The 17,852-nt window shown below is 69.3% G+C and carries 21 protein-coding genes; 16 read left to right on the forward strand and 5 right to left on the reverse strand.

The window, feature by feature from the left end; translation table 11 throughout:
- Nucleotides 1–2: 2 nt before the first annotated feature.
- The 3 genes from ccsB to AB1578_05325 form a co-directional block, all read right to left on the reverse strand.
- On the reverse strand, nucleotides 3–821 hold the full coding sequence (gene ccsB, locus AB1578_05315; protein MEW6487321.1) for a c-type cytochrome biogenesis protein CcsB: 819 nt from the start codon (nucleotides 819–821) through the stop codon (nucleotides 3–5).
- A 13-nt stretch (nucleotides 822–834) separates the two neighbouring features.
- Entirely contained in the window at nucleotides 835–2,211 is a 1,377-nt protein-coding gene (locus AB1578_05320; GenBank protein MEW6487322.1) for a cytochrome c biogenesis protein ResB, read from the reverse strand.
- A gap of 118 nt (nucleotides 2,212–2,329) precedes the next feature.
- Complete coding sequence (locus AB1578_05325; GenBank protein ID MEW6487323.1) at nucleotides 2,330–2,680, reverse strand: hypothetical protein; 351 nt, start codon at nucleotides 2,678–2,680, stop codon at nucleotides 2,330–2,332.
- A gap of 358 nt (nucleotides 2,681–3,038) precedes the next feature.
- Here AB1578_05325 and AB1578_05330 point away from each other — a divergent pair, with 358 nt between their 5' ends.
- The 3 genes from AB1578_05330 to AB1578_05340 all read left to right on the forward strand — a co-directional run bounded on the left by AB1578_05330 (nucleotide 3,039) and on the right by AB1578_05340 (nucleotide 4,242).
- Nucleotides 3,039–3,473, forward strand: coding sequence for a MerR family DNA-binding protein (locus AB1578_05330; protein MEW6487324.1), 435 nt, complete (start codon nucleotides 3,039–3,041; stop codon nucleotides 3,471–3,473).
- An 80-nt stretch (nucleotides 3,474–3,553) separates the two neighbouring features.
- Nucleotides 3,554–3,934 (forward strand): MerC family mercury resistance protein, encoded by a 381-nt coding sequence (locus AB1578_05335; GenBank protein MEW6487325.1) that lies wholly within the window; start codon nucleotides 3,554–3,556, stop codon nucleotides 3,932–3,934.
- Between the two features lie 38 nt (nucleotides 3,935–3,972).
- Nucleotides 3,973–4,242 carry a thioredoxin family protein gene (locus AB1578_05340; GenBank protein ID MEW6487326.1) on the forward strand — a complete coding sequence of 90 codons (270 nt, stop codon included), beginning with the start codon at nucleotides 3,973–3,975 and terminating at the stop codon, nucleotides 4,240–4,242.
- Nucleotides 4,243–4,391: 149 nt separating this feature from the next.
- Here AB1578_05340 and AB1578_05345 read toward each other — a convergent pair whose 3' ends face one another.
- Entirely contained in the window at nucleotides 4,392–4,550 is a 159-nt protein-coding gene (locus tag AB1578_05345; protein ID MEW6487327.1) for a hypothetical protein, read from the reverse strand.
- 230 nt (nucleotides 4,551–4,780) lie between these two features.
- A complete protein-coding gene (locus AB1578_05350) occupies nucleotides 4,781–5,176 on the reverse strand; it encodes a helix-turn-helix transcriptional regulator (GenBank protein ID MEW6487328.1) in 396 nt (131 codons plus the stop codon).
- A 334-nt stretch (nucleotides 5,177–5,510) separates the two neighbouring features.
- Here AB1578_05350 and AB1578_05355 point away from each other — a divergent pair, with 334 nt between their 5' ends.
- From AB1578_05355 to AB1578_05415, 13 genes are all read left to right on the forward strand, one after another.
- On the forward strand, nucleotides 5,511–6,140 hold the full coding sequence (locus tag AB1578_05355; GenBank protein MEW6487329.1) for a sigma-70 family RNA polymerase sigma factor: 630 nt from the start codon (nucleotides 5,511–5,513) through the stop codon (nucleotides 6,138–6,140).
- 467 nt (nucleotides 6,141–6,607) lie between these two features.
- Entirely contained in the window at nucleotides 6,608–7,312 is a 705-nt protein-coding gene (locus AB1578_05360) for a DsbC family protein (protein MEW6487330.1), read from the forward strand.
- Nucleotides 7,313–7,339: 27 nt separating this feature from the next.
- Nucleotides 7,340–7,657, forward strand: a complete 318-nt coding sequence (locus tag AB1578_05365) for a hypothetical protein (protein MEW6487331.1) — start codon at nucleotides 7,340–7,342, stop codon at nucleotides 7,655–7,657.
- Nucleotides 7,658–7,732: 75 nt separating this feature from the next.
- Nucleotides 7,733–8,002 carry a type IV conjugative transfer system protein TraL gene (gene traL / locus AB1578_05370; protein MEW6487332.1) on the forward strand — a complete coding sequence of 90 codons (270 nt, stop codon included), beginning with the start codon at nucleotides 7,733–7,735 and terminating at the stop codon, nucleotides 8,000–8,002.
- Nucleotides 7,999–8,619, forward strand: a complete 621-nt coding sequence (locus AB1578_05375) for a type IV conjugative transfer system protein TraE (protein MEW6487333.1) — start codon at nucleotides 7,999–8,001, stop codon at nucleotides 8,617–8,619. The genes traL and AB1578_05375 overlap by 4 nt, the downstream gene beginning before the upstream one ends.
- Nucleotides 8,616–9,431 carry a type-F conjugative transfer system secretin TraK gene (locus AB1578_05380; GenBank protein ID MEW6487334.1) on the forward strand — a complete coding sequence of 272 codons (816 nt, stop codon included), beginning with the start codon at nucleotides 8,616–8,618 and terminating at the stop codon, nucleotides 9,429–9,431. The genes AB1578_05375 and AB1578_05380 overlap by 4 nt, the downstream gene beginning before the upstream one ends.
- 3 nt (nucleotides 9,432–9,434) lie before the next feature.
- Nucleotides 9,435–10,649 (forward strand): TraB/VirB10 family protein, encoded by a 1,215-nt coding sequence (locus tag AB1578_05385; GenBank protein MEW6487335.1) that lies wholly within the window; start codon nucleotides 9,435–9,437, stop codon nucleotides 10,647–10,649.
- Nucleotides 10,650–10,674: 25 nt separating this feature from the next.
- Nucleotides 10,675–11,223 (forward strand): TraV family lipoprotein, encoded by a 549-nt coding sequence (locus tag AB1578_05390; protein ID MEW6487336.1) that lies wholly within the window; start codon nucleotides 10,675–10,677, stop codon nucleotides 11,221–11,223.
- The gene (locus AB1578_05395; protein MEW6487337.1) at nucleotides 11,223–13,727 is read left to right on the forward strand and encodes a TraC family protein; all 2,505 of its coding nucleotides are present in this window, start codon (nucleotides 11,223–11,225) and stop codon (nucleotides 13,725–13,727) included. The genes AB1578_05390 and AB1578_05395 overlap by 1 nt, the downstream gene beginning before the upstream one ends.
- Nucleotides 13,720–15,717 (forward strand): hypothetical protein, encoded by a 1,998-nt coding sequence (locus tag AB1578_05400; GenBank protein MEW6487338.1) that lies wholly within the window; start codon nucleotides 13,720–13,722, stop codon nucleotides 15,715–15,717. The genes AB1578_05395 and AB1578_05400 overlap by 8 nt, the downstream gene beginning before the upstream one ends.
- Before the next feature lie 3 nt (nucleotides 15,718–15,720).
- The gene (gene traN, locus AB1578_05405) at nucleotides 15,721–16,794 is read left to right on the forward strand and encodes a conjugal transfer protein TraN (protein MEW6487339.1); all 1,074 of its coding nucleotides are present in this window, start codon (nucleotides 15,721–15,723) and stop codon (nucleotides 16,792–16,794) included.
- Complete coding sequence (locus AB1578_05410) at nucleotides 16,772–17,482, forward strand: hypothetical protein (protein MEW6487340.1); 711 nt, start codon at nucleotides 16,772–16,774, stop codon at nucleotides 17,480–17,482. The genes traN and AB1578_05410 overlap by 23 nt, the downstream gene beginning before the upstream one ends.
- Nucleotides 17,466–17,852: TraU family protein (locus tag AB1578_05415; protein ID MEW6487341.1), on the forward strand; the 387-nt coding region annotated here is incomplete at its 3' end. The genes AB1578_05410 and AB1578_05415, both read left to right, overlap by 17 nt.

Consider the following 17,852-nt stretch of genomic DNA (forward strand, 5'->3'; position numbering starts at 1 on the left):
GCTCATCCGTAGCTGTGGAGCCCGGAGAGCACGAAATTCACGCCCCAGTAGGTGAACATGGTGGCCCCGAAGCCCACGATGGAGAGCCAGGCCAGGCGCGGTCCCTTCCAGCCGGCCGTGAAACGGGCGTGGAGGTAGGCCGCGTAGACGAACCAGGTGATCAGCGACCAGGTCTCCTTCGGGTCCCAGCTCCAGTAGGTGCCCCAGGCGTAGTTGGCCCAGATGGCCCCGGTGAGGATGCCCGCGGTGAGGAACGGGAAGCCGAAGGCGATCGCCCGGTAGGAGAGGTCGTCGAGGGCCTTGCGCGGCGGCACCGAGCCTCCGGTCCCGTCACCCCGGAAGACGTAGACCAGGCTCACTGCGAAGGCGATAGCGAAGGCGCCGTACCCGAGGAAGCAGGTCACGACGTGGGCGGTGAGCCAGTTGGACTGGAGCGCCGGCACCAGGGGCTGGAGCTCCGCCGAGATCCTGGGGTTCAGGGACACGATGGCGATGGAGAGCCCCCCGAGAGGCGCCACGAAAGCCCCCAGCGCCCTGGTCCCGAGCCGCCACTCGAAAATCAGGTACACGGCCACGATGCACCAGGCGAAGAAGACCTTCGACTCGTACATGTTGGAGAGGGGCATGTAGGCGAAGCCGAGCTTCTGGCTCTCCAGGTAGCGCACCGCGAAGGCCGCGGTGTTGATGAGGAGGCCGGCCAGGCACACGGCCGAGGCGGCGACACCGAGGCGGCGTTCTTGCCGCGCGACCAGGTGCAGGGCGTAGAGCACGGTAGCGGCGAAGTACGCGACCATGCTCGCGTTGAACAGGGTGACGTTCATTCCGTTCTCCTCCTCAGCCCGCCGCGCGCTGCGCCCGGGAAGTGAGTTCGGTCCGCTCGCGCAACGTTCGCTCCAGTTCCTCGAAGGCGTCCCGGAACGCGGACAAGTTCTTCGAGGCCGCGCCGGCGAGGGTCAGCCGCCCGTCTTCGATGCGCACCCAGACCCTTCGGTGGGAGGCGAAGAACGCCATCAGGGTGCCGAGGGTGAGCAGGAGCGAGCCTGCCCAGATCAGGGGGACCCCGGGGTCCTTGGCGACCTGGAGCCCCGTGTACCACCGGCCGGGCAGAAGGCCCGCGAGCTGGAAGACCTGCTCCCCGCCGCGGCGCTGGTCGAAGTTGGGGAAGTTCTGGAGCACCACAAAGGGCTCGCCGACGTGGGCGTGGCTGTTCGGGCCCTCGGCCACGAGGACGAGCTGGGCCGCCGGGCCGAAGCCGTTGTAGTTCTCTGCCGTGGCCACGACCTCAACGGAGAGATCGCTTCCCGGGACCCGTATGGTGCTTTCCTCGGGGACCTGCACCGGTGCCAGGACCTGGTCGCCCCCCGGGCTCACGGCCTTGAGGACGGCGCCGCCCCCGCTCTTGCCGTAGCTAGACTGGTAGAAGTAGATCCCGTCCTGGATCAGGGGGTCGTTCACTTCGATGGTCTTCTTCTCCACGACGTTGCCGTTCCGACGCACCTCGAGCCGGCTCAAGTAGTCCTTGGGGCGGCCGTCGGGGTAGGTGTGGAGCTCGAAGGACTCGCAGGCGATCTCGAAGGGGAGCGTCAGCATCCCGCCGTCCCGGAGCTGGACGGAGGCGACTGACTCGCCCTCCACGATGTTCACGAAGCCCTTGAACCCGTAGCGCGCGCCGACGATGCCGCCGAGGAAGAAGAGCACGAGGCTCGCGTGGGCCACGTAGGCCCCGAGCCGGGCCCAGGGCTGCTTCTGGACGAACCAGGCAAAGGCCCCTTCCTCGAGATGCATGCTGGGAGTGCCCAGCTTCTCCCGGAGCACTTCCTCCACGACGCCGGCCGCGCCCTCCCGCGTTGCCCAGGACGATTGCAAGGGTTTGGTCGCCAGTTCTCCGGCGGTGACGTGCTGGTCGCGCCGAATCGAACGCAGTGCGGCGGGGAGCCGGCGCAGCGAACACACCAGGGTGTTCAGGAGCAGCAGCGCGAGGAGCAGCTCGAACCACCATGAGTGGTACATGTCCACGAGGTTGAGCACCTCGAAGACCCGCGCCAGCGTCGGCCCGTACGACTCGATGTAAGCGTGAGGGTCGGCCTGCTGCTGGATCACCGTGCCGAAGACGCTCGTCCCGGCCAGGGCGAAGAACAGGAAGATCGTGAGCTTGAGCGAGGCCAGGGTGTCGAGGACCCTGGACGCAAACGGTTTGTCCCGTGTGGCCATGACCGCTCCTCCGCGCAGCGCACCTCGCACGAGGTGCGCCGCGCACCGCGCCGCATTCGGGGCGCGGGCGTCGTCGAGGGAGAAAGAGACCGGAAAGGGTTGGAATCGGCGGAGCGGGTCAGCCGGCGATGGGCACGGGAGCGGGAGGGGCCTCGACGGCCGATGGGAGAGCGGCCGCACGGCAGGGGGGCACCACGGAAGTGACGCCCAGGGGCTGGATCTTGGGAGTGCTGCTGAACCCGGGGACCTGGGAGCAGGGGCAGGGACAAAGGCAGTTGGTGTCGCAGTCCGGCGCCTTCGGCGCCGAGGCGCCGCAGCACCCCGACCCTGCGATCGACACGTCACACGCGCTCGACGACGGCGACGCCTCGACGCAGTGGGGAGCCGCGAGGGACCAGGCCAGCGCGGCGAGCACGAGGACCACGCAGAGCTTGAGATAGCGAAACGAATGGATACCGATGACACCCAATGTCAACTCCATCAGTCGGGATAGTGTGCCGGATTGTACGAGTTCGGCCTGGCTGGCGTCAAATTAGAACCGTCTCACGTTGGTGGTGCTCCTCGTCCGCTCGGGGTACTCAGCAGGTCTCATTCGCGCCGTCCAGACCCAGGCGGCGACTGCGGTGACCCCGGCGACCAGGGGCTTCGCGAACGCTTCGCGAACGGGAGGAAAGCCGACTCGAAGAGGGACGCCCACACGGCCAGCATGGGGGAGCCCCAGCACCCGACCACGAAGCACGCACCCGCGCGGAGTTTTCCTCTCCGTACCCCCCCCTTGATTCCGGACCATAGTACGGACATTAGACTGGCAGTGAGGAGGTGACGAGATGAGGGGTCTAACGATCGGGCAGGTGGCGAGAGAGGCTGGGGTGGGCGTCGAGACGGTTCGGTTCTATGAACGGAAGGGCTTGGTGGACCAGCCGGAGCGACCCGATTCGGGGTTTCGCCGCTACCCGGCGACCGTGGTGGATCGGATCCGCTTTCTCCGACACGCGCAGGCTCTCGGGTTCACTCTCAAGGAAGCAGCGGAGCTTCTGTCCCTGCGCGTTGACCCGCAGGTGAGCTGCGCCGAGGTGAGGTCCCGAGCCGAAGCGAAGGTGGCGGGCATCGAGGCGAAGATCGCCGCTCTCGAACGCATGCGAGACGTGCTGGGGCGCTTGGTTTCCGCGTGCTCCGGCCGCGGCCCCACGAGCGAGTGCCCGATCCTCGATGCCCTGCAACATCCCCCGGCGGGGGCTGGCTCCCAAGGAGAGGAACTATGATGGCCAAGGCAGCTTCAGACGATCGGGGAGCCGATAGCTCCAGAGACGCCCGTCGTGGAGGCCTTGCCACAGCCCTGACGATGGTCCCAGCGGTGAGTGTGGCGCTGCTCCCAAAGATCACGTGCCCCGCATGCTGGCCTGCGTACGCCGCGCTGGCGAGTGCCTTGGGGCTGGGTGCGGTCAACTATGGGCCGTACCTGCTCCCCCTCACCGTAGGGGGACTCGCCCTCGCGTGGGCGGGCCTCGCGTTTCGCGCCAAGAGACGACGGGGCTACGGCCCGTTGGCACTCGGGGTTGTCGGTGGCGTCGTCATGATGGTTGGCAAGTTCGCCTACGGATCACAGGCCGCGATGTACGGCGGGATCGCCTTTCTGCTCGGGGCCTCGATCTGGAACGTTTGGCCGAAGCAGCGGCCAAGACCCTGCCCGGCCTGCGTCCCGACCGGTACAGAGGGCGAATGAGAGGGACGAACCCAGGAACGTGAACCGAGGAGATCAAGATGAGCACGAAACGAACGGTGGAGATCTTCAGTGCCGGCTGTCCCGTATGTCGGGAAGCCGTCGATCGGGTGAAGGCTCTCGCCTGCCCGGACTGCGACGTTCAGGTCTTCGACATGAACGACCCTGCGGTGGCCGCCCGGGCCAAGAGCCTGGGGGTAGGTTCCGTACCCGCGGTGGCGGTCGACGGCGAGCTCGCATCATGTTGCGCCGGCCGCGGCCTGGACGAGCAGGCCCTGCGGGACGCGGGCGTTGGTGTGCCGAGAGGCTGATTGGGGCTCCGAGAGCCCTCCGGCCTGCATTTGACGGCCCCACGGGAAAGCCGTCGGGGTGCATCAAGAGCGGGAGGGACGATTTGTCGGCGTCCCGGAGTGACGAGAACGGACGAGATCAGGTTACGGTCATCTTGGCCGTGCCGATCTCAAAAGACGGGAAACTCCTGGTTCTCGCCCGGGTGGGGGCTGTGTTGCGGACGCCCTCCCAGGAGGACCTCGTGGATGTACTCGTTCTGGTTGCACTCGGCCATCCGGAACTTCGATATGCCGCAGTTCGCGTCCGGGTTGTAAAGCGCCACGCTCACCGGCTTCGGAGGGACAGGAGTCCCGCCGCTCATGGGAAGCAACGCCACGATCGGGGCGGCAAACAGAACCCGAAGGAATGCTGCTCGGGAGCGTTTCGGGGAAGAGGGTGGTTCTGGGTGGAGGGGCACGACCTTGTCCGAAGCCGCGCTCCGCATGATGTGACGGACTCTCCGTGCCGTGATGTGCCGTACCCTGTCGTCCATGATCTCCCCCTTGTCCTCCGACGGTCTCAGGTTGCCAGTTTGACCATCCTCGCGATGTGGGCCCGGCCCGGCTGGGCCCCTTCCTCGTGTCCCATCATGTCGTAGAGCAGCACCACGAGCTCGGCCTTCTTCTTCGGCTCCAGGCTTGTCCCCAGCTCCTGGAGCTCCGCCTCCACGCCCTCGATCACGCCCGCCAAAATGGACTCGTCCGGGCCCCCGCGGTCTCCCCGCTCCCTCGGAAGGGGCTCGCGGCCCAGCACGAGCCAATCGCAGGACACGCCTGCCTCCTCGCTGAGCTTCCCCAGGAAGACCGGGTCGGGCAGCTGACCCCGCTCGATCCGGCCCACCGTGTCCCGGGATACCTCGGTGCGCTCCGCCAGCTCCGCCTGGCTCCAGCCAAGCCGCTCACGCGTCTGGCGCACTCTGTCGCACACGCTCGGTAGCGTCATCATGTGCGCATTATACACGGGAAGCCGGGGGTGTCAACCAGGGATGAGCGAAGAGAGACCTTTATAGGCTGGATTGTGCAGACATAGAGAGGTGCACCTATCTCGAGCCGCGCGGGGGCGAAATTCGCAGTTTCTGGTTGACCTGTGCGAGTATCGCGTGATATTGCTGCGAACGGTGCACAGAACGAGGATCGGGGCGGAGGCCTGGGAGGGAAGAGGCATGGAACGAATGGCGGCGTGGCGGGATGACACGGGGATTTCCGACGGGACTCCACGAAGGCGCAGCCGCGAGAGGGAAGAGGCCCGAGTGAGCAGGTCGCGCACGGGGGTCTTGCCGCGGACCTCCCCCGAGGGGGACGGGGCTGCCGATGCCGAGGCCTGGGAGCAGGCGACCCGGTGGGTGGAGGAGCACCGGAAGTTGATCGTCCGTCAGGCCGAGCGCTACGCGGGCTACGCCCCCTACGATCGGCAGGACTACCTGCAGCAGGCCGTCCTGGCCGCCTTCCACGCCTGGAAGGACTGCGTTCGCTCGAGGCAACCCGAGCGCTTCACTTCCTACTGCTTCATCCGCTTCCGGCGGGAGTGCCGAGACGAGCTGGCCATTCGCCGCGACGCGCCGGCGAGCCTTCGCCCCGAGGACCGGCCCCTGGACCCGTCGGCCGGAGGCTCGGAGGGAGATCGGAAGAGCGCTGGCGGAGAGGAAGCGGCCGAGCGGGAAGCGCTGGTCTGGAAGGCCCTGCGCTGGATGACCCCGCGCCAGCAGCTCGCCTGGCTCCTGGCCCTCGGCCACCTCGGACACGGCCGCGCGGACCCCAAGGAGATCGCCCGGACCCTCAAGATCAGCCGGCGCGCCGCAGCCGGGCTCCTGGCGCGGGGGCAGGCCCAAGCGGAGGAGGGCGCGCGCCGGGAGAAGCAAGCGCTCGATGCGGCCGGTTGAACAAGGGAAGTCCGGCGAAGGGGGGCCGCCGTGTTCCACCGCGGACGAATACGTAAGTGAGGGCAGGAAGCGAAGCCCGGAGAGCGGGAGGAGGAGAGAGCAGTGAACGTCCGGAGGTGGGGTCTTGTGGCAGGGCTTCTCGCGGCCGGCGCCGCGCAGGCAGACGTCCTCTGCCAGGAGCGTTTCCAGCACCCGGGTGGCCTCGCTCGCTTCCTGGTCAGTGAGCGCACCTGGCTGGTCTCTGCGGAAGACGCCGAAGCGTTTGGATCGCCTGTACCTCGGGTGCCCCACCTCGCGGTCCGGGTGGGAGGCGCAACGAAGCCGCAGGGCGGGGGCCCTGGAGGGGCAGGGCAGGGGAGTCTCAACTCGATGGACAGCGAGGACCCCAGAACGAGGGCCCTGTGCCCGGACCCCTGGGTCCACGACGTGGGCACCCAGGACCCCGACACCATCCTGGAGGAGTCGCCGTGAGAAGTTCTCTTCGGATCGTCTGCTTCACGTTGCTCCTGGCGGGTCTGTTCATGAGCTGGGCCTTCGCGGAAGAGAGCTCCTCCGACGCGGAGACGACACTGCGGCAGATCTTCCCCCGGCTCGGGGTCACGGCGGTCCACCCGACCCCGGTGGAGGGCCTCTTCGAGGTGGTCGCCGGCGACAACGTTTTCTACTTCGCCCCGGCCACCGGACACCTCTTCTTCGGGGAGCTCTGGTCCAAGGAGGGCGTGAGCCTCACCGCGGCGCGGAAGGAGCGCCTCCTGGCCGAGAAGGTCGCCCGCCTCCCCCTCGACCGGGCCGTGAAGCTCGGCGACGGCCCCACGGTGGTGATCGAGGTCACCGACCCCGACTGCCCCTTCTGCCGGCGGGGCAGCGACTACCTCGAGACCCGGAGCGACGTCACCCGCTACGTCTTCTTCCATCCCCTGCCGAGCCATCCCCAGGCCCGGGCCAAGGCCCAGTACATCCTCGCGGCTCCCGACCCGGCGGCGGCCTACGCCGAGGTCTTCTCCGGTCGCTACGACGAGGACCCGCTGCCCGGGTTCGAGCCCACGGGCCGATTGGAGGAGCACGTCCGTCTCGTGGAGGAGCTCGGCGTCCGAGGGACACCGCACTACTGGATCGGCGGCGAGCACGTGGCTGGGGCCGACCTCGACGCCATCCGCAACCTGCTGCCGTAGGCGGCACCCACCTCAGGGGAGAAGAGCATGCGAAAGACCTTCCGGAAGCTCCGCGGCAAGACCGGCCTCATCCTGCTCGTCGCGACCGCGGCCGTCGCCGCGGCCGGCACGGCCCTGGCCCTGCCGGTGCCCGCAGTCGGCGACCTCGGCTACGACGTCTACAGCCTCTTCATGGACATCAAGGACGGCCCGGTCGGCTACGCGGGGGCCGGCATCGGCATCGCCGGCGCGGCCTTCCTTGGCTACAAGTCCCAGTGGATCCCCGCCATCGGCGCGCTGCTGGGCACCGGCGCGATCGTCAAGGCCGACACCATCGTCCAGAGCCTCGGCGCCCTCATCGGCTAGCGGGCCCTCCCGGCCCTCGGGAGGGGCGCGGCGCCCCAGACGCGTCCCTCCCCTTTTTCCGTCTTCGAGGATGTCATGAAGCGCGTGCCCTTCCCGCAGTACCTCTCCCGGCCCATGCAGTTCCTGTGGTGGGAGAGCGACGAGCTCGCCGTGATCCTCCTCTTCGTGGGCCTGGCGATGATGTTCGGCGGGGTGTTCTGGTTCCTGCCCTTCCTCGGGAGCTACGCCTTCGTGCGCTTGAAGCGCGAGTACCCGAAGGACTTCCTCCGCCACGTCTTCTACTTCCTCGGGCTCACCCGCTTGAAGGGCTACCCGGAGTACTGGGAGCGGGAGTTCTCCGAATGAGGGCCGCGAAGTTTCTCGACGAGAAGAGCAACCTCACCTCCCAGAACCGGCTCCTCCAGTTCGCGGTGGTGGCGCTGGTCCTGGCCGAGGCGGTGCAGGGGGTGGCCACGGTCCGGGCGCTTCGCTACCAGCGGACGATCCTCCTCCCCGCGTCCCTCAACCACCAGGTCGAGTTCGTCGGGGACCGGGCGAGCCCGGAGTACGTGCGGGAGTTCGCGCGCTACGCCGTGGGCCTGGCGCTCAACGTCACCCCTGCCACGGCGAGCGGCAACTTCGAGGAACTCCTCACCCTCTACTCCCCGCGAGCCTACGGGACCGGGCGGAAGACCTTCTACGCCATGGCCCGGGACATCGAGGGCGCCAAGGTCTCCGGGGTCTTCTACCCCCTGAAGATCCGCCCCGAGGAGGCTCGGGGCCGGATCGAGATCGAGGGGCACCGCAAGCTCTACACCGACGACCTCCTCGTGGAGAGCGCCCGGCGGACCTACGTGCTCCGCTACGAGCTCGTGGACGGCCGCTTCCAGATCCTCGGGCTCGTGGAGAAGGCGGAGGAGGCGGAGCTGGAGGCAGCCATCCAACAGCCGGCGCCCGGCGAGAAGGAGGAGACCACCGAATGAGCCTTATGAAGCGAAAGACTAGCCTCCACCGGAGGTGTCCCTGCCTGGCGGTCTTCACCCTCGCCCTCGTCCTGGCGGCGACGGCCGGCGCCACCGAGCCGGAGCCTGTCCTCGAACCCGACCTTTCGTTCCGGAACGTCGTCGTCCACCCGGAAACCCCGACGGTGGTGGAGATGAGCTCCACGGACGTGAACCGGGTGACCTGCGCGGAACCCATCCAGGACGTCGTCTACTCGGCGGAGAAGGGGGTGAGCGTCCGTTTCCTCGACCGGGAGGCCTTCGTGAAGTTCCTGGTCCGGAAGAAGGGCACCGAGACGCTCTACGCCACCGAGCCCACCGAGCTCTACGTGGTCTGCGGCGGCGCGGTCTACACCCTGATCGCCCAACCCCGGCGGATCCCGCCGCCCCCGATCCGCCTCGCCGCCCCCAAGGGGGACGCGGTGCGGGAGAACCGCGCGCACCTGGGCGGTCTCCCCCGGGAGCTCAAGCTCGTGACTCTGATCCGGGAGGCCTACACCGGGGAGCTCCCGGAGAGCTATCTCGTCCGGCCGCTGAACCGGCCCGTGGCCCTGTCTCCCAACCTCACCGTGGTGGTCCGCCGCCTCGTGGTGGTCGAGGGCGAGGGGCTCCAGGTGAAGGAGCTCCACGTGACCGCCAAGCCCGAAGGCGGTGAACGTCACCTGGCCGAGCCACTCTTCGCCGATCCGGCGCTGGGCCCCGAGCGCAAGGCCGCCGTGGCCATCGAGAAGACGAACCTCCAGCCCGGCGAGACCACGCGCGTCTTCGTGGTCGAGCTCGCCCAGGGGAGCTGAGCCATGGAGCGCCTCTCGAAGTGGTTCTCCGGCCTCCCGCCGAAGCGAAAGCGCCGGCTGGTGCTCTTCGGCATCCTGGCCCTCGCGGCCGGCCTCTTCATGCTCGGCTACCGGCCGGACCCGGCGCCGCGCCGCCGGGAGGCCCCCCTGGTGCGCGAGCTCACCCTGGACGGGGAGAGCCTGGAGCGGGCCAAGTACCTGGACCTCCAGCGCCAGCTCGAGGCGCTCGCCAAGGAGAAGGGGAAGCAGGGGAAGGACGGACCGGGTTCGGCATCGACCAAGCCGGACCGTCTGCCGGCGCGCACCGAGCCGCCACCGGAGGAGTCGGCCGGGCCGGACCCCAGCTCCCTGCGCCTGCCCACAGCCGACGAGGTCGCACGGCTCCCCGACCCGAAGCCGGCGCCTGCCCCGGCCCCGCAGCCCACGCCCGTCCCGCCCGCCCCGATGGGACGTTCGCCGCTCCCCCAGCCGGCCATGGAGCCGGTGGAGGAGATCGTCGGCGGCATCGAGGTCGCGTCCAACGCCGCGGGCGCGGCCAAGGCCAAGGCGCCGGAGCAGAAAAAAAAAGACCGGACGGAGTCGGTCTACCTGCCTCCTTCCTTCATGGAGGCGACCCTGCTTACCGGGCTCGACGCCTCTACCTCTGGGGAAGGTAGGAAGAGCCCGGAGCCGCTGCTGCTCCGCGTCCAGAAGCCGGCGGTGCTCCCCAACCGGGTCAAGGCGAACCTCCGCGGCTGCTTCGTGATCGCCGAGGCCACGGGGTCACTCGCCAAGGAGCGGGCCATGGTGCGGCTCGTGTCGCTCAGCTGTCTCGACCGGGAGGGGCAGGCCGTGATCGACCAGCCGGTGAAGGGCTTCGTGGTGGACGTGGACGGGAAGGTCGGCCTCGGGGGCCGCGTCGTCTCCAAGATGGGCGCGGCCACGGCCCGGGCGGTGATCGCCGGGATCTTCGGGGGCGCCGGCGAGGTGATTCAGTCGGCGAGCACGGCCCAGACGATCTCGCCGCTTGGCGCCACCCAGATCGTGGACAGCGAGAACCTCGCCCGGGCCTCCCTGGGCGGGGGGCTCGCCGCCGGCGCCAACACCCTTCGGGACTTCTACCTGGAGCTCGCCAAGCAGGCCACCCCGGTGATCGAGGTCGGGGCGGCCAAGGGAGTCACGGTGGTAATCAGCGAGGGCGTCAACCTGGAGATCCGGGACGTGAGCCCGGTCCCGTGACGGAAAGGACGAGGCGGTGAAGCGGATGAGAAGAACGCGGTCTTCTGCGGCCCCCCTGGGCGCTTTGCTGCTCGGCATCCTCTTCCTGGGCGGCTGCAGCGTGGTGAACCCCTACCGGAGCGACTTCAAGTGCCCGCCCCTGGACGACGGGAAGTGCATCAGCGTCGGGGAGGCCTACGACGAGGCCCTCGGTTTCGGCCGAGACCTCGCTCCCCACCGGGACTGCCCCCGGGAGATCGTGAAGGAGCCCCCCTGCGAGCCGTGCCCCAACTGGCCGGACTGCGGGGACGATTGGTGCCCGGAGGTCGCGACCCCGGAGCCCTGCGAGGAGCCTCCGGAGCCTCCGACGCCCACCCCGGCCGAGGCGTACCAGGGGGCGCTCTACCGTCGGTTGGCCGGCCTGGTGCAGGAGCCGCACACGCCGCTGGTGGCTCCCCCGGAGGTCCTCCGGGTCTGGCTCCTGCCCTACGAGGGGGAGGGGGGCGAGCTCTTCATGGAGCGCTACGTCTACGTGATGGTGAAGGGGCCCCGCTGGGTGCTCGGCACCTACCTCACGGAGCAGGAGAGGAAGTGATGCTGGCTCAACTACGGTCCTTCGGCCAGCGGGTGCGGGACGCCTCAGAGCAGGGCCTGCGGTTCTCGGATCTCCTCCGGGCGGCCGACCGCCACCCCTTCTCGGTCTACCTCCCCTGGCTCGCCTACGACGGGGAGACCGACACCTATGTCCTCCAGGACGGCACCGTGGGGGCGCTGTGGGAGTGCCACCCGCTCGCCTTCGCCTCGGCCCAGACAGCGAACGGTCTCGATGGCCTCTTCCGGCTCGGCCTCCCTGAGGGCTCGGTCCTCCAGTTCGTGCTCCACGCCGACCCCCATCTGGAGGGGCACCTGGCCTCCTATCGAGAGTTGAAGACCCGGGCCGACCCGACGGTGGAGGCCTGCGTCGCCGAGTTCACGGCCTTCCTCCGGGAGGGCACGGCGGGGATCGCCAAGCTCGCCGGCATCCCGGCCCGGGACTTCCGGCTTTTCGTGGGGCTCAAGGTCCCCATGGACAAGACCTCGCCGCTTCGCTGGGAGGACCTCCGGGCGAGCACCGAGGAGATCCTCCAGGGCGCCTCCCTCTGGCCCCGGAGCGTGACGCCCGAGGCCTTGCTCGCCTGGGCGCGGCGGCTCTTCAACGACGACGCCGGAGGGAACGCCGCCCACTACGACGCCGAGCGCGCGATCCGCGACCAGGTGATCTACGCGGAGACCGGGATCGGGGACCAGGGCCGCCACCTCGCCATCGGCGAGAACGCCTGGGCCTGCCTCACCCCCAAGGCGAACCCCAAGGAGGTGGACCTCTTCAGCACGAACCAACTCGCCGGCGGGGTGTGGGGCCTGGTGAGCGACGCCGACCAGATCCAGACGCCGTTCCTCCTCTCTCTGAACCTGATCTTCGAGAGCCTCGCGCCCCGGCTCCACGCCAAATGCAACCTGGTCCTGGGACAGGGCGCGGCCGGGAGCTTCGCCCCGAGCCTCGCCCGGAAAAAGGAGGAGTACCTCCGCGCCGTGGACTCGCTCGAGCGCGGGGCGGTCTTCGTCCGGGCCCTTCCGACCCTCTGGGTCTGGGGGAGGGACAAGCAGCTCGTGGCCGAGGCTCTGACCCGCGCCAAGCGCATCTGGGAAAACTCGGGCTACGTCATGCAGCAGGACCGGGGGATCCTGAAGGTCCTCTTCCTCCTCTCGCTCCCGTTCGGGCTCTACCTCCAGGGAAAGAACCTCGAGAACATCGCCCGAGACGCGATCGTGGACTCCGAGGCCGCGACCGCGATCCTCCCCGTCCAGGCCGACTTCGCCGGCGGGGGGAAGCCCGCGCTCCTCTTCGTCGGCCGGAAGGGCCAGCTCGCGACCTTGGACTTCTTCGACGCCCGGGCGAACAACCACAACTTCCTCATCGCCGCGGAGAGCGGCTCGGGGAAGAGCTTCCTCACCAACTACGTCGCCTACAACTACTGGGCGAACGAGGCCATGGTCCGCGTCGTGGACATCGGCGGGAGCTACAAGAAGCTCGCCCGGATCACGAACGGCCGCTACATCGACTTCGGCGAGGCCGGAGCGGGCGGGAAGCCCCTGTGCCTCAACCCCTTCACCCACATCGTGGAGCCCGAGCACGAGCTCCAGGTGGTGGACGCGGTGGTGGCGCAGATGATCTACAGCCGCTCCGGCGCCCGGCCCTCGGAGACCGAGAGCTCGCTCATCCGCTCGGCGGTTCAGTGGGCCTGGGCCCAGGAGGAGAACGAGGCCGACGTCGACGCGATCTACCACTTTCTGGCGAACCTGAAGGAGGTGCCGGGTCTCGAGGACGCCCCCATGCTCAAACACCCCAAGATCGTCGAGCAGGCCGGGATGCTCTCCTTCAACCTCCGGGAGTTCACGAGCCAGGGGACCTTCGGGCGCTACTTCAACGGGCGCTCGACCTTCGACATTCGATCGGACGAGTTCGTGGTCCTGGAGCTCGAGCACCTCAAGGGCCAGACCTCGCTCTTCCGGGTGGTGACGCTGCTCGTGATCAACGCCGTCACCCAGGACCTCTACCTCTCCGACCGCTCCCGGGAGCGGTTCGTCATGTTCGACGAGGCCTGGCAGTTCCTGGAGCACGAGGCCGACACCCTCACCCAGGTGATCAACGAGGGCTACCGCCGGGCCCGCAAGTACCAGGGCTCCTTCGGGATCATCGTGCAGTCGATCGAGGACCTGGCCCAGTTCGGGAAGGTGGGCCAGGTGATCCTGAACAACAGCTCCTTCAAGCTCTTTCTCCAGTCCTCGGGGTTCCACAAGGCGAAGCAGAAGGGCCTCGTCGACTACGACGACTTCACCATGCGCATCCTCCAGAGCCTGGCCTCCAAGAAGGGGGACTACTCGGAGATCTTCGCCGACACGCCCTTCGGGGTCGGGGTGCTCCGCCTCGTGGTGGACCCCTTCTTCTACGGGGTCTGCACCTCGAACGGGAAGGAGAACGCCGCGATCGAGCGGGCCGTGGCCCGGGGGATGACGTACGCCGAGGCGATCCGCCGCATGCTGGAGGAGCGGGATGCTTAGCGGAAGCGGCAAGGCCGCCATCGCGGCACTGCTCTGGGCCGGGGTCTTCGGAGGGAACGCCGTGGCCGGCGAAGCCGAGGACGCGGCGAGCGCCGCCTACGGGCAGGTCCACTCCGCCTACGGGCGAAAGGACGTTTTCCGGCAGAGCGCGACGCTCCCCTTGACCTCGGGCGGCACGCCCATGGAGACCCTGGACGGAGAGACCGCCTTCTCCGCCCAGCTGGCCGCCCCATCGAGCGAGGCCTACCTCACCGTCCTCGCCCAGCCCGCCGGGACCGGGGACCTCCAGGTGGTGCAGGTGAGCCAGGACACGGACCTCGACGGCACTCCAGATGCCCTCTACACCGTTCCCTTCTGGGTCTCCGGCGTCTGCGCCAACGGGGTCATCGGCTGCCAGCCGGGGACCTGGTCGAGCTGCCGCTTCCACGAGTGGGTGGCCGACGGCTCCGGCCGGGTGGGCCTCAGGGAGGTCCCGGCCTCGTCCCTGGGGGGCTGCTACTGCCTCAACAACGACTGCGGCTCGAACCTGGTGTGGACAAACCTCGCTTTGGTCCTCCAGGACCTGGGGGGCGGCGCCGTGGGCGCGACCCAGGCGGCTCGGCCAGACTTCTCGGTCTCCGAGGTCCGGGTGGACCCGCCGACCATCACCTACTACGGGCAGCGGGTTGGGGACGCGGCGCCCGGCCCGGCCACCGCGGTCACCCAGCAGCGCTACTACCGGGACACCCCGGCGTTCGACGCCGACGCCCAGGCCGAGCTCCTGACCCAGAGCGGCGACCCGGAGAGCCTCTACAGCCTTACCACCGGCGCCATGACCCGGGCCGGCACCGGCGCGAGCCGCTCCGCCTGCACGGTGGAGCGAAGCGTCACCCTGGAGGAGGTGACCTGGGCCGACATCCTGGAGGACCGGGGCGGCACCGAGGGGTCCTTCACGGTTGCGATCGACCCGGCGACCGGCCGGACGGTCGTCCAGTGGGTCCTGGGGCGGCACACGGCGTCGAGCTGGATGCCGGACAACAGCATCGTGGATCAGACCCGGGAGCTCTACGTCGCCCGTCCCGGACGGGTCACACGGGCCGTCCTCACCGAGGTCCACGCCGACGACACGACCCTGGTGGTGCTCGGCGGCACCGTGGTCTTCGGGCAGCCGCGGCTCTGCGACTTCGACGGCACGGGGTGCAGCCGCACCGCCGGGAACACCACCTCCTACCCCAACCTGGACGTCACGGCGCACTTCCGAAGCCCCGGGCTCCTCCAGGGGAACGCGCGGGTCTTCGTGGGGAACAACGGCGAGGGGTACGCCGTGATCCGGATCGAGGTGGACGAGAGCTGTGACCCCGTGGAGGCGGTGGCCAACCTCTGCGCCGGCTTCGAGGCGGACCCGGACTGCACGCTCCAGGACGAGGCGGTGGACGGCGTCGTCACCGTCCGGAACGCGAACCCCACCGGCCTCGTCCCCCTGGGGGAGACCCGCACGATCACCGGCGGGAGCTGCCTTCTGAACGTCACCCCGGCCTGGTGGCGACGGGAGCGGACCTACCTCTGCACCGACGCGGCGGCCTTCGACTTCGCCGATGCCGAGGCGCGGCTGGGCGCGATCGATTCCAGTGTGGCCTTCGGGGCCGGCACGCTCACCTACACGGACCGAAGGCGCGACGAGACCGGCGCGTGGGTGACCGAGGACGGCGCGATCGAGGTCGGCCTCACCCCGGCCCCCGGCGAGTGCGAGCGCGCCTGCAAGACCCGCCGGCCCCGGGAGAACACCCAGGCGGGGAGCACGGGCCACGTCGCCGACCAACGCCTCAGCACCGAGGGCTACGACCTCTTCTACAAGAGCTGCGGGCCGGACGACACCTGCCCTCGGGAGGCCGGCGAGGAGCTCCTCATCCCCTGCCAGTGCATCGACGAGTTCGCCGAGGCGGCCACGGTGCTCCTGTCGCTGCGGGCGGCCCAGGAGGACCTCATCTGCTCCGACGGGACGAGGAAGTGAGCCATGGGACGAAGAGCGAACCTGCGCCTCACCCTGGGCCTGGCCCTGTCTCTCCTTGTCGCCGGGACGAGCCAAGGTCTTGCCCAGCTCACGGGCGTCGTCTGCGGCCAGGACCTGGACGGCGACGGGCTCATCGAGGAGGCCGCCGGGGAGCTCGCCACCTGCGTGGACGACCTCTGCCCGGTGGGGACGGTGGACTGCACGCCCACCTACGAGGCCCCTGCCTGCCCCGAGGGCGGAGCCCTGGACCCGATCCGGGACGTCTGCCAGGTGGAGCCCCTGGCCCGGGTGCCAGTGGTCGTTTGCCCGCCGGGCTACGGGTACGTGGCCCCGCCTCTCGACCGGTGCGAGGCGCCGGTAGCGTGCGCCACGGGCACCTACGAGCCGGCCGAGGACGGCTGCTACGTGGGGGACCTCACGTGCCCGCTGGGGGGCTACGCCTGCGGGGACTCGGGGGCGGGCCGGAACCAGTGCTCCCCGAACCCCTGCGTGGACCTCGCGGCCCAGCCCCCGGTGGACACCGAGGCCGACCGCACGGCCTACGGGGACGACGGCACGGTCGACCCGGCCACCGGTACCTGCTCGGGGCTCTTCCTGATCTTCAACGGCAAACCCTCCGAGTGTCTGCCTCCCGGGTACCAGACCACCTGGTTCGACTGCTGCGACACCGACCGAGACCGGTTCCTCTTCCTGCGGGAGCAGTGCGGGGAGGAAGCCCTGGAGACAGCCATGGCAAAGGCCGACGAGCGGGCCGTCGACCTGGGGAGCTACTGCAAGAAGCGCATCCGCTTTATCGGCTGCGTCCAGCGGGCCCGGGTCTACTGCGTCTTCTCCACGAAGCTCGGCCGGATCGTCCAGGAGCAGGGCCGGCCCCAGCTGCAGGCCTTCGGGGCGACCGGCGGTTGGGGCACGCCGGAGAACCCCCGCTGCGAGGGGTTCACCCCCGAGGAGTTCCAGGCCCTGGACTTCAGCCAGATCGACTTCTCCGAGTTCTTCGGGGACCTCGCGACCCCGCCTCCGGAGGCCGTCCAGGGCGAGATGCAGGAGCGGATCGATGCCTTCTACGAGCGGCTGTAGGGCTGCCTCGGTCTGGACGATGCTCGGGGTCGCCGTGTTGGTCGCCTCGGCCACTGCCCCTGTCTCGGCTAAGGATCTGGGCCAGGTGGGCCGGGTCTACCCCATCGCCGAGCCGGACGCCCTCCAGGAGATCGAGGAGCGGGCCGCGGCGATCCGCTGGGAGGAGGTCCTGCCCGAGGAGAAGCGGCGGTCTCTGGTCCTGGACTACCGCCCCGTGGACTTGGCGTCCCTGCCTCGGGCCGGGGAGGAGAGGACCCGGCTGGTGGACATGACCTACACCTTGGAGGTGGACCTCCCGGACGGGAAGGGCGGGATCCTCTACCCCAAGGGGTTCGCTTTCAACCCCCTGGAGTACGTCTTCTACCCGAATGTCCTCGTGGTCCTGGACGGGGACGACCCGGAGCAGGTCGCCTGGTTCCGGGAGTCCCGCCTGGCCCGGGATCCCCGGGTGCGGCTCCTCCTCTCCGGGGGGAGCTGGTCCGAGGTGGGTGCCGCACTGGGGCGCCCTGTCTTCTACCTTACGAGCCCCCTCCGGCAGCGGCTCCGGCTGGAGGCCGTTCCCTCAGTCGTATGGCAGGCCGCGAAGGCCATGGAGGTGAGAGAGATCGATGTGGCGAAGAGCAGGGAGGTGGCCGGGGCCGAGACCGCAGCCCAGATCAGGAGTGAGGCCCATGAGCCGGACCCGTAGCCTTCTAGGCTGGGCCTGTCTCGCTCTCGTTCTCGTGCTGAGCGCAACGCCGGCCAGGGCCGGGAGACCCCTGAACCCGGTCGCGGACATCGCCTGGCAGGAGATCTTCCCCATCTCCATCGCGGGGATCGAGATCCGGGGGAACGACAGCTCGAGCCCGAGCGGCTTCTCGGCCATCTCGAGCCCGGTGTGCACCTGCCCGGCGCCGCCACCCGTCTTCGTGCGGGTGGGGATCCCGGTGGGCCTCTGGGAGCCGGCCCGGCTCATCGAGACGGTGAAGGACGCGGGCTACTTCCCTTCCCTGGGGGTCACCATGGACCTCGGCGGTCACCGGGACGGCTCCCGAGGGAGCCACGCCTCCGGCGCGACC

This window comes from Thermodesulfobacteriota bacterium, from assembly GCA_040756475.1.
Classification (GTDB): Bacteria; Desulfobacterota; Deferrisomatia; order Deferrisomatales; family JACRMM01; genus JBFLZB01.

Excerpts from the sequence above, each read along its gene's own strand:
- ccsB (MEW6487321.1), bottom strand. The coding sequence starts at position 821 with ATGAACGTCACCCTGTTCAACGCGAGCATGGTCGCGTACTTCGCCGCT.
- AB1578_05320 (MEW6487322.1), bottom strand. The coding sequence starts at position 2,211 with ATGGCCACACGGGACAAACCGTTTGCGTCCAGGGTCCTCGACACCCTG.
- AB1578_05330 (MEW6487324.1), top strand. The coding sequence starts at position 3,039 with ATGAGGGGTCTAACGATCGGGCAGGTGGCGAGAGAGGCTGGGGTGGGC.
- AB1578_05335 (MEW6487325.1), top strand. The coding sequence starts at position 3,554 with ATGGTCCCAGCGGTGAGTGTGGCGCTGCTCCCAAAGATCACGTGCCCC.
- AB1578_05340 (MEW6487326.1), top strand. The coding sequence starts at position 3,973 with ATGAGCACGAAACGAACGGTGGAGATCTTCAGTGCCGGCTGTCCCGTA.
- AB1578_05365 (MEW6487331.1), top strand. The coding sequence starts at position 7,340 with ATGCGAAAGACCTTCCGGAAGCTCCGCGGCAAGACCGGCCTCATCCTG.
- traL (MEW6487332.1), top strand. The coding sequence starts at position 7,733 with ATGAAGCGCGTGCCCTTCCCGCAGTACCTCTCCCGGCCCATGCAGTTC.
- AB1578_05375 (MEW6487333.1), top strand. The coding sequence starts at position 7,999 with ATGAGGGCCGCGAAGTTTCTCGACGAGAAGAGCAACCTCACCTCCCAG.
- AB1578_05380 (MEW6487334.1), top strand. The coding sequence starts at position 8,616 with ATGAGCCTTATGAAGCGAAAGACTAGCCTCCACCGGAGGTGTCCCTGC.
- AB1578_05385 (MEW6487335.1), top strand. The coding sequence starts at position 9,435 with ATGGAGCGCCTCTCGAAGTGGTTCTCCGGCCTCCCGCCGAAGCGAAAG.
- AB1578_05390 (MEW6487336.1), top strand. The coding sequence starts at position 10,675 with ATGAGAAGAACGCGGTCTTCTGCGGCCCCCCTGGGCGCTTTGCTGCTC.
- AB1578_05395 (MEW6487337.1), top strand. The coding sequence starts at position 11,223 with ATGCTGGCTCAACTACGGTCCTTCGGCCAGCGGGTGCGGGACGCCTCA.
- AB1578_05400 (MEW6487338.1), top strand. The coding sequence starts at position 13,720 with ATGCTTAGCGGAAGCGGCAAGGCCGCCATCGCGGCACTGCTCTGGGCC.
- traN (MEW6487339.1), top strand. The coding sequence starts at position 15,721 with ATGGGACGAAGAGCGAACCTGCGCCTCACCCTGGGCCTGGCCCTGTCT.
- AB1578_05410 (MEW6487340.1), top strand. The coding sequence starts at position 16,772 with ATGCCTTCTACGAGCGGCTGTAGGGCTGCCTCGGTCTGGACGATGCTC.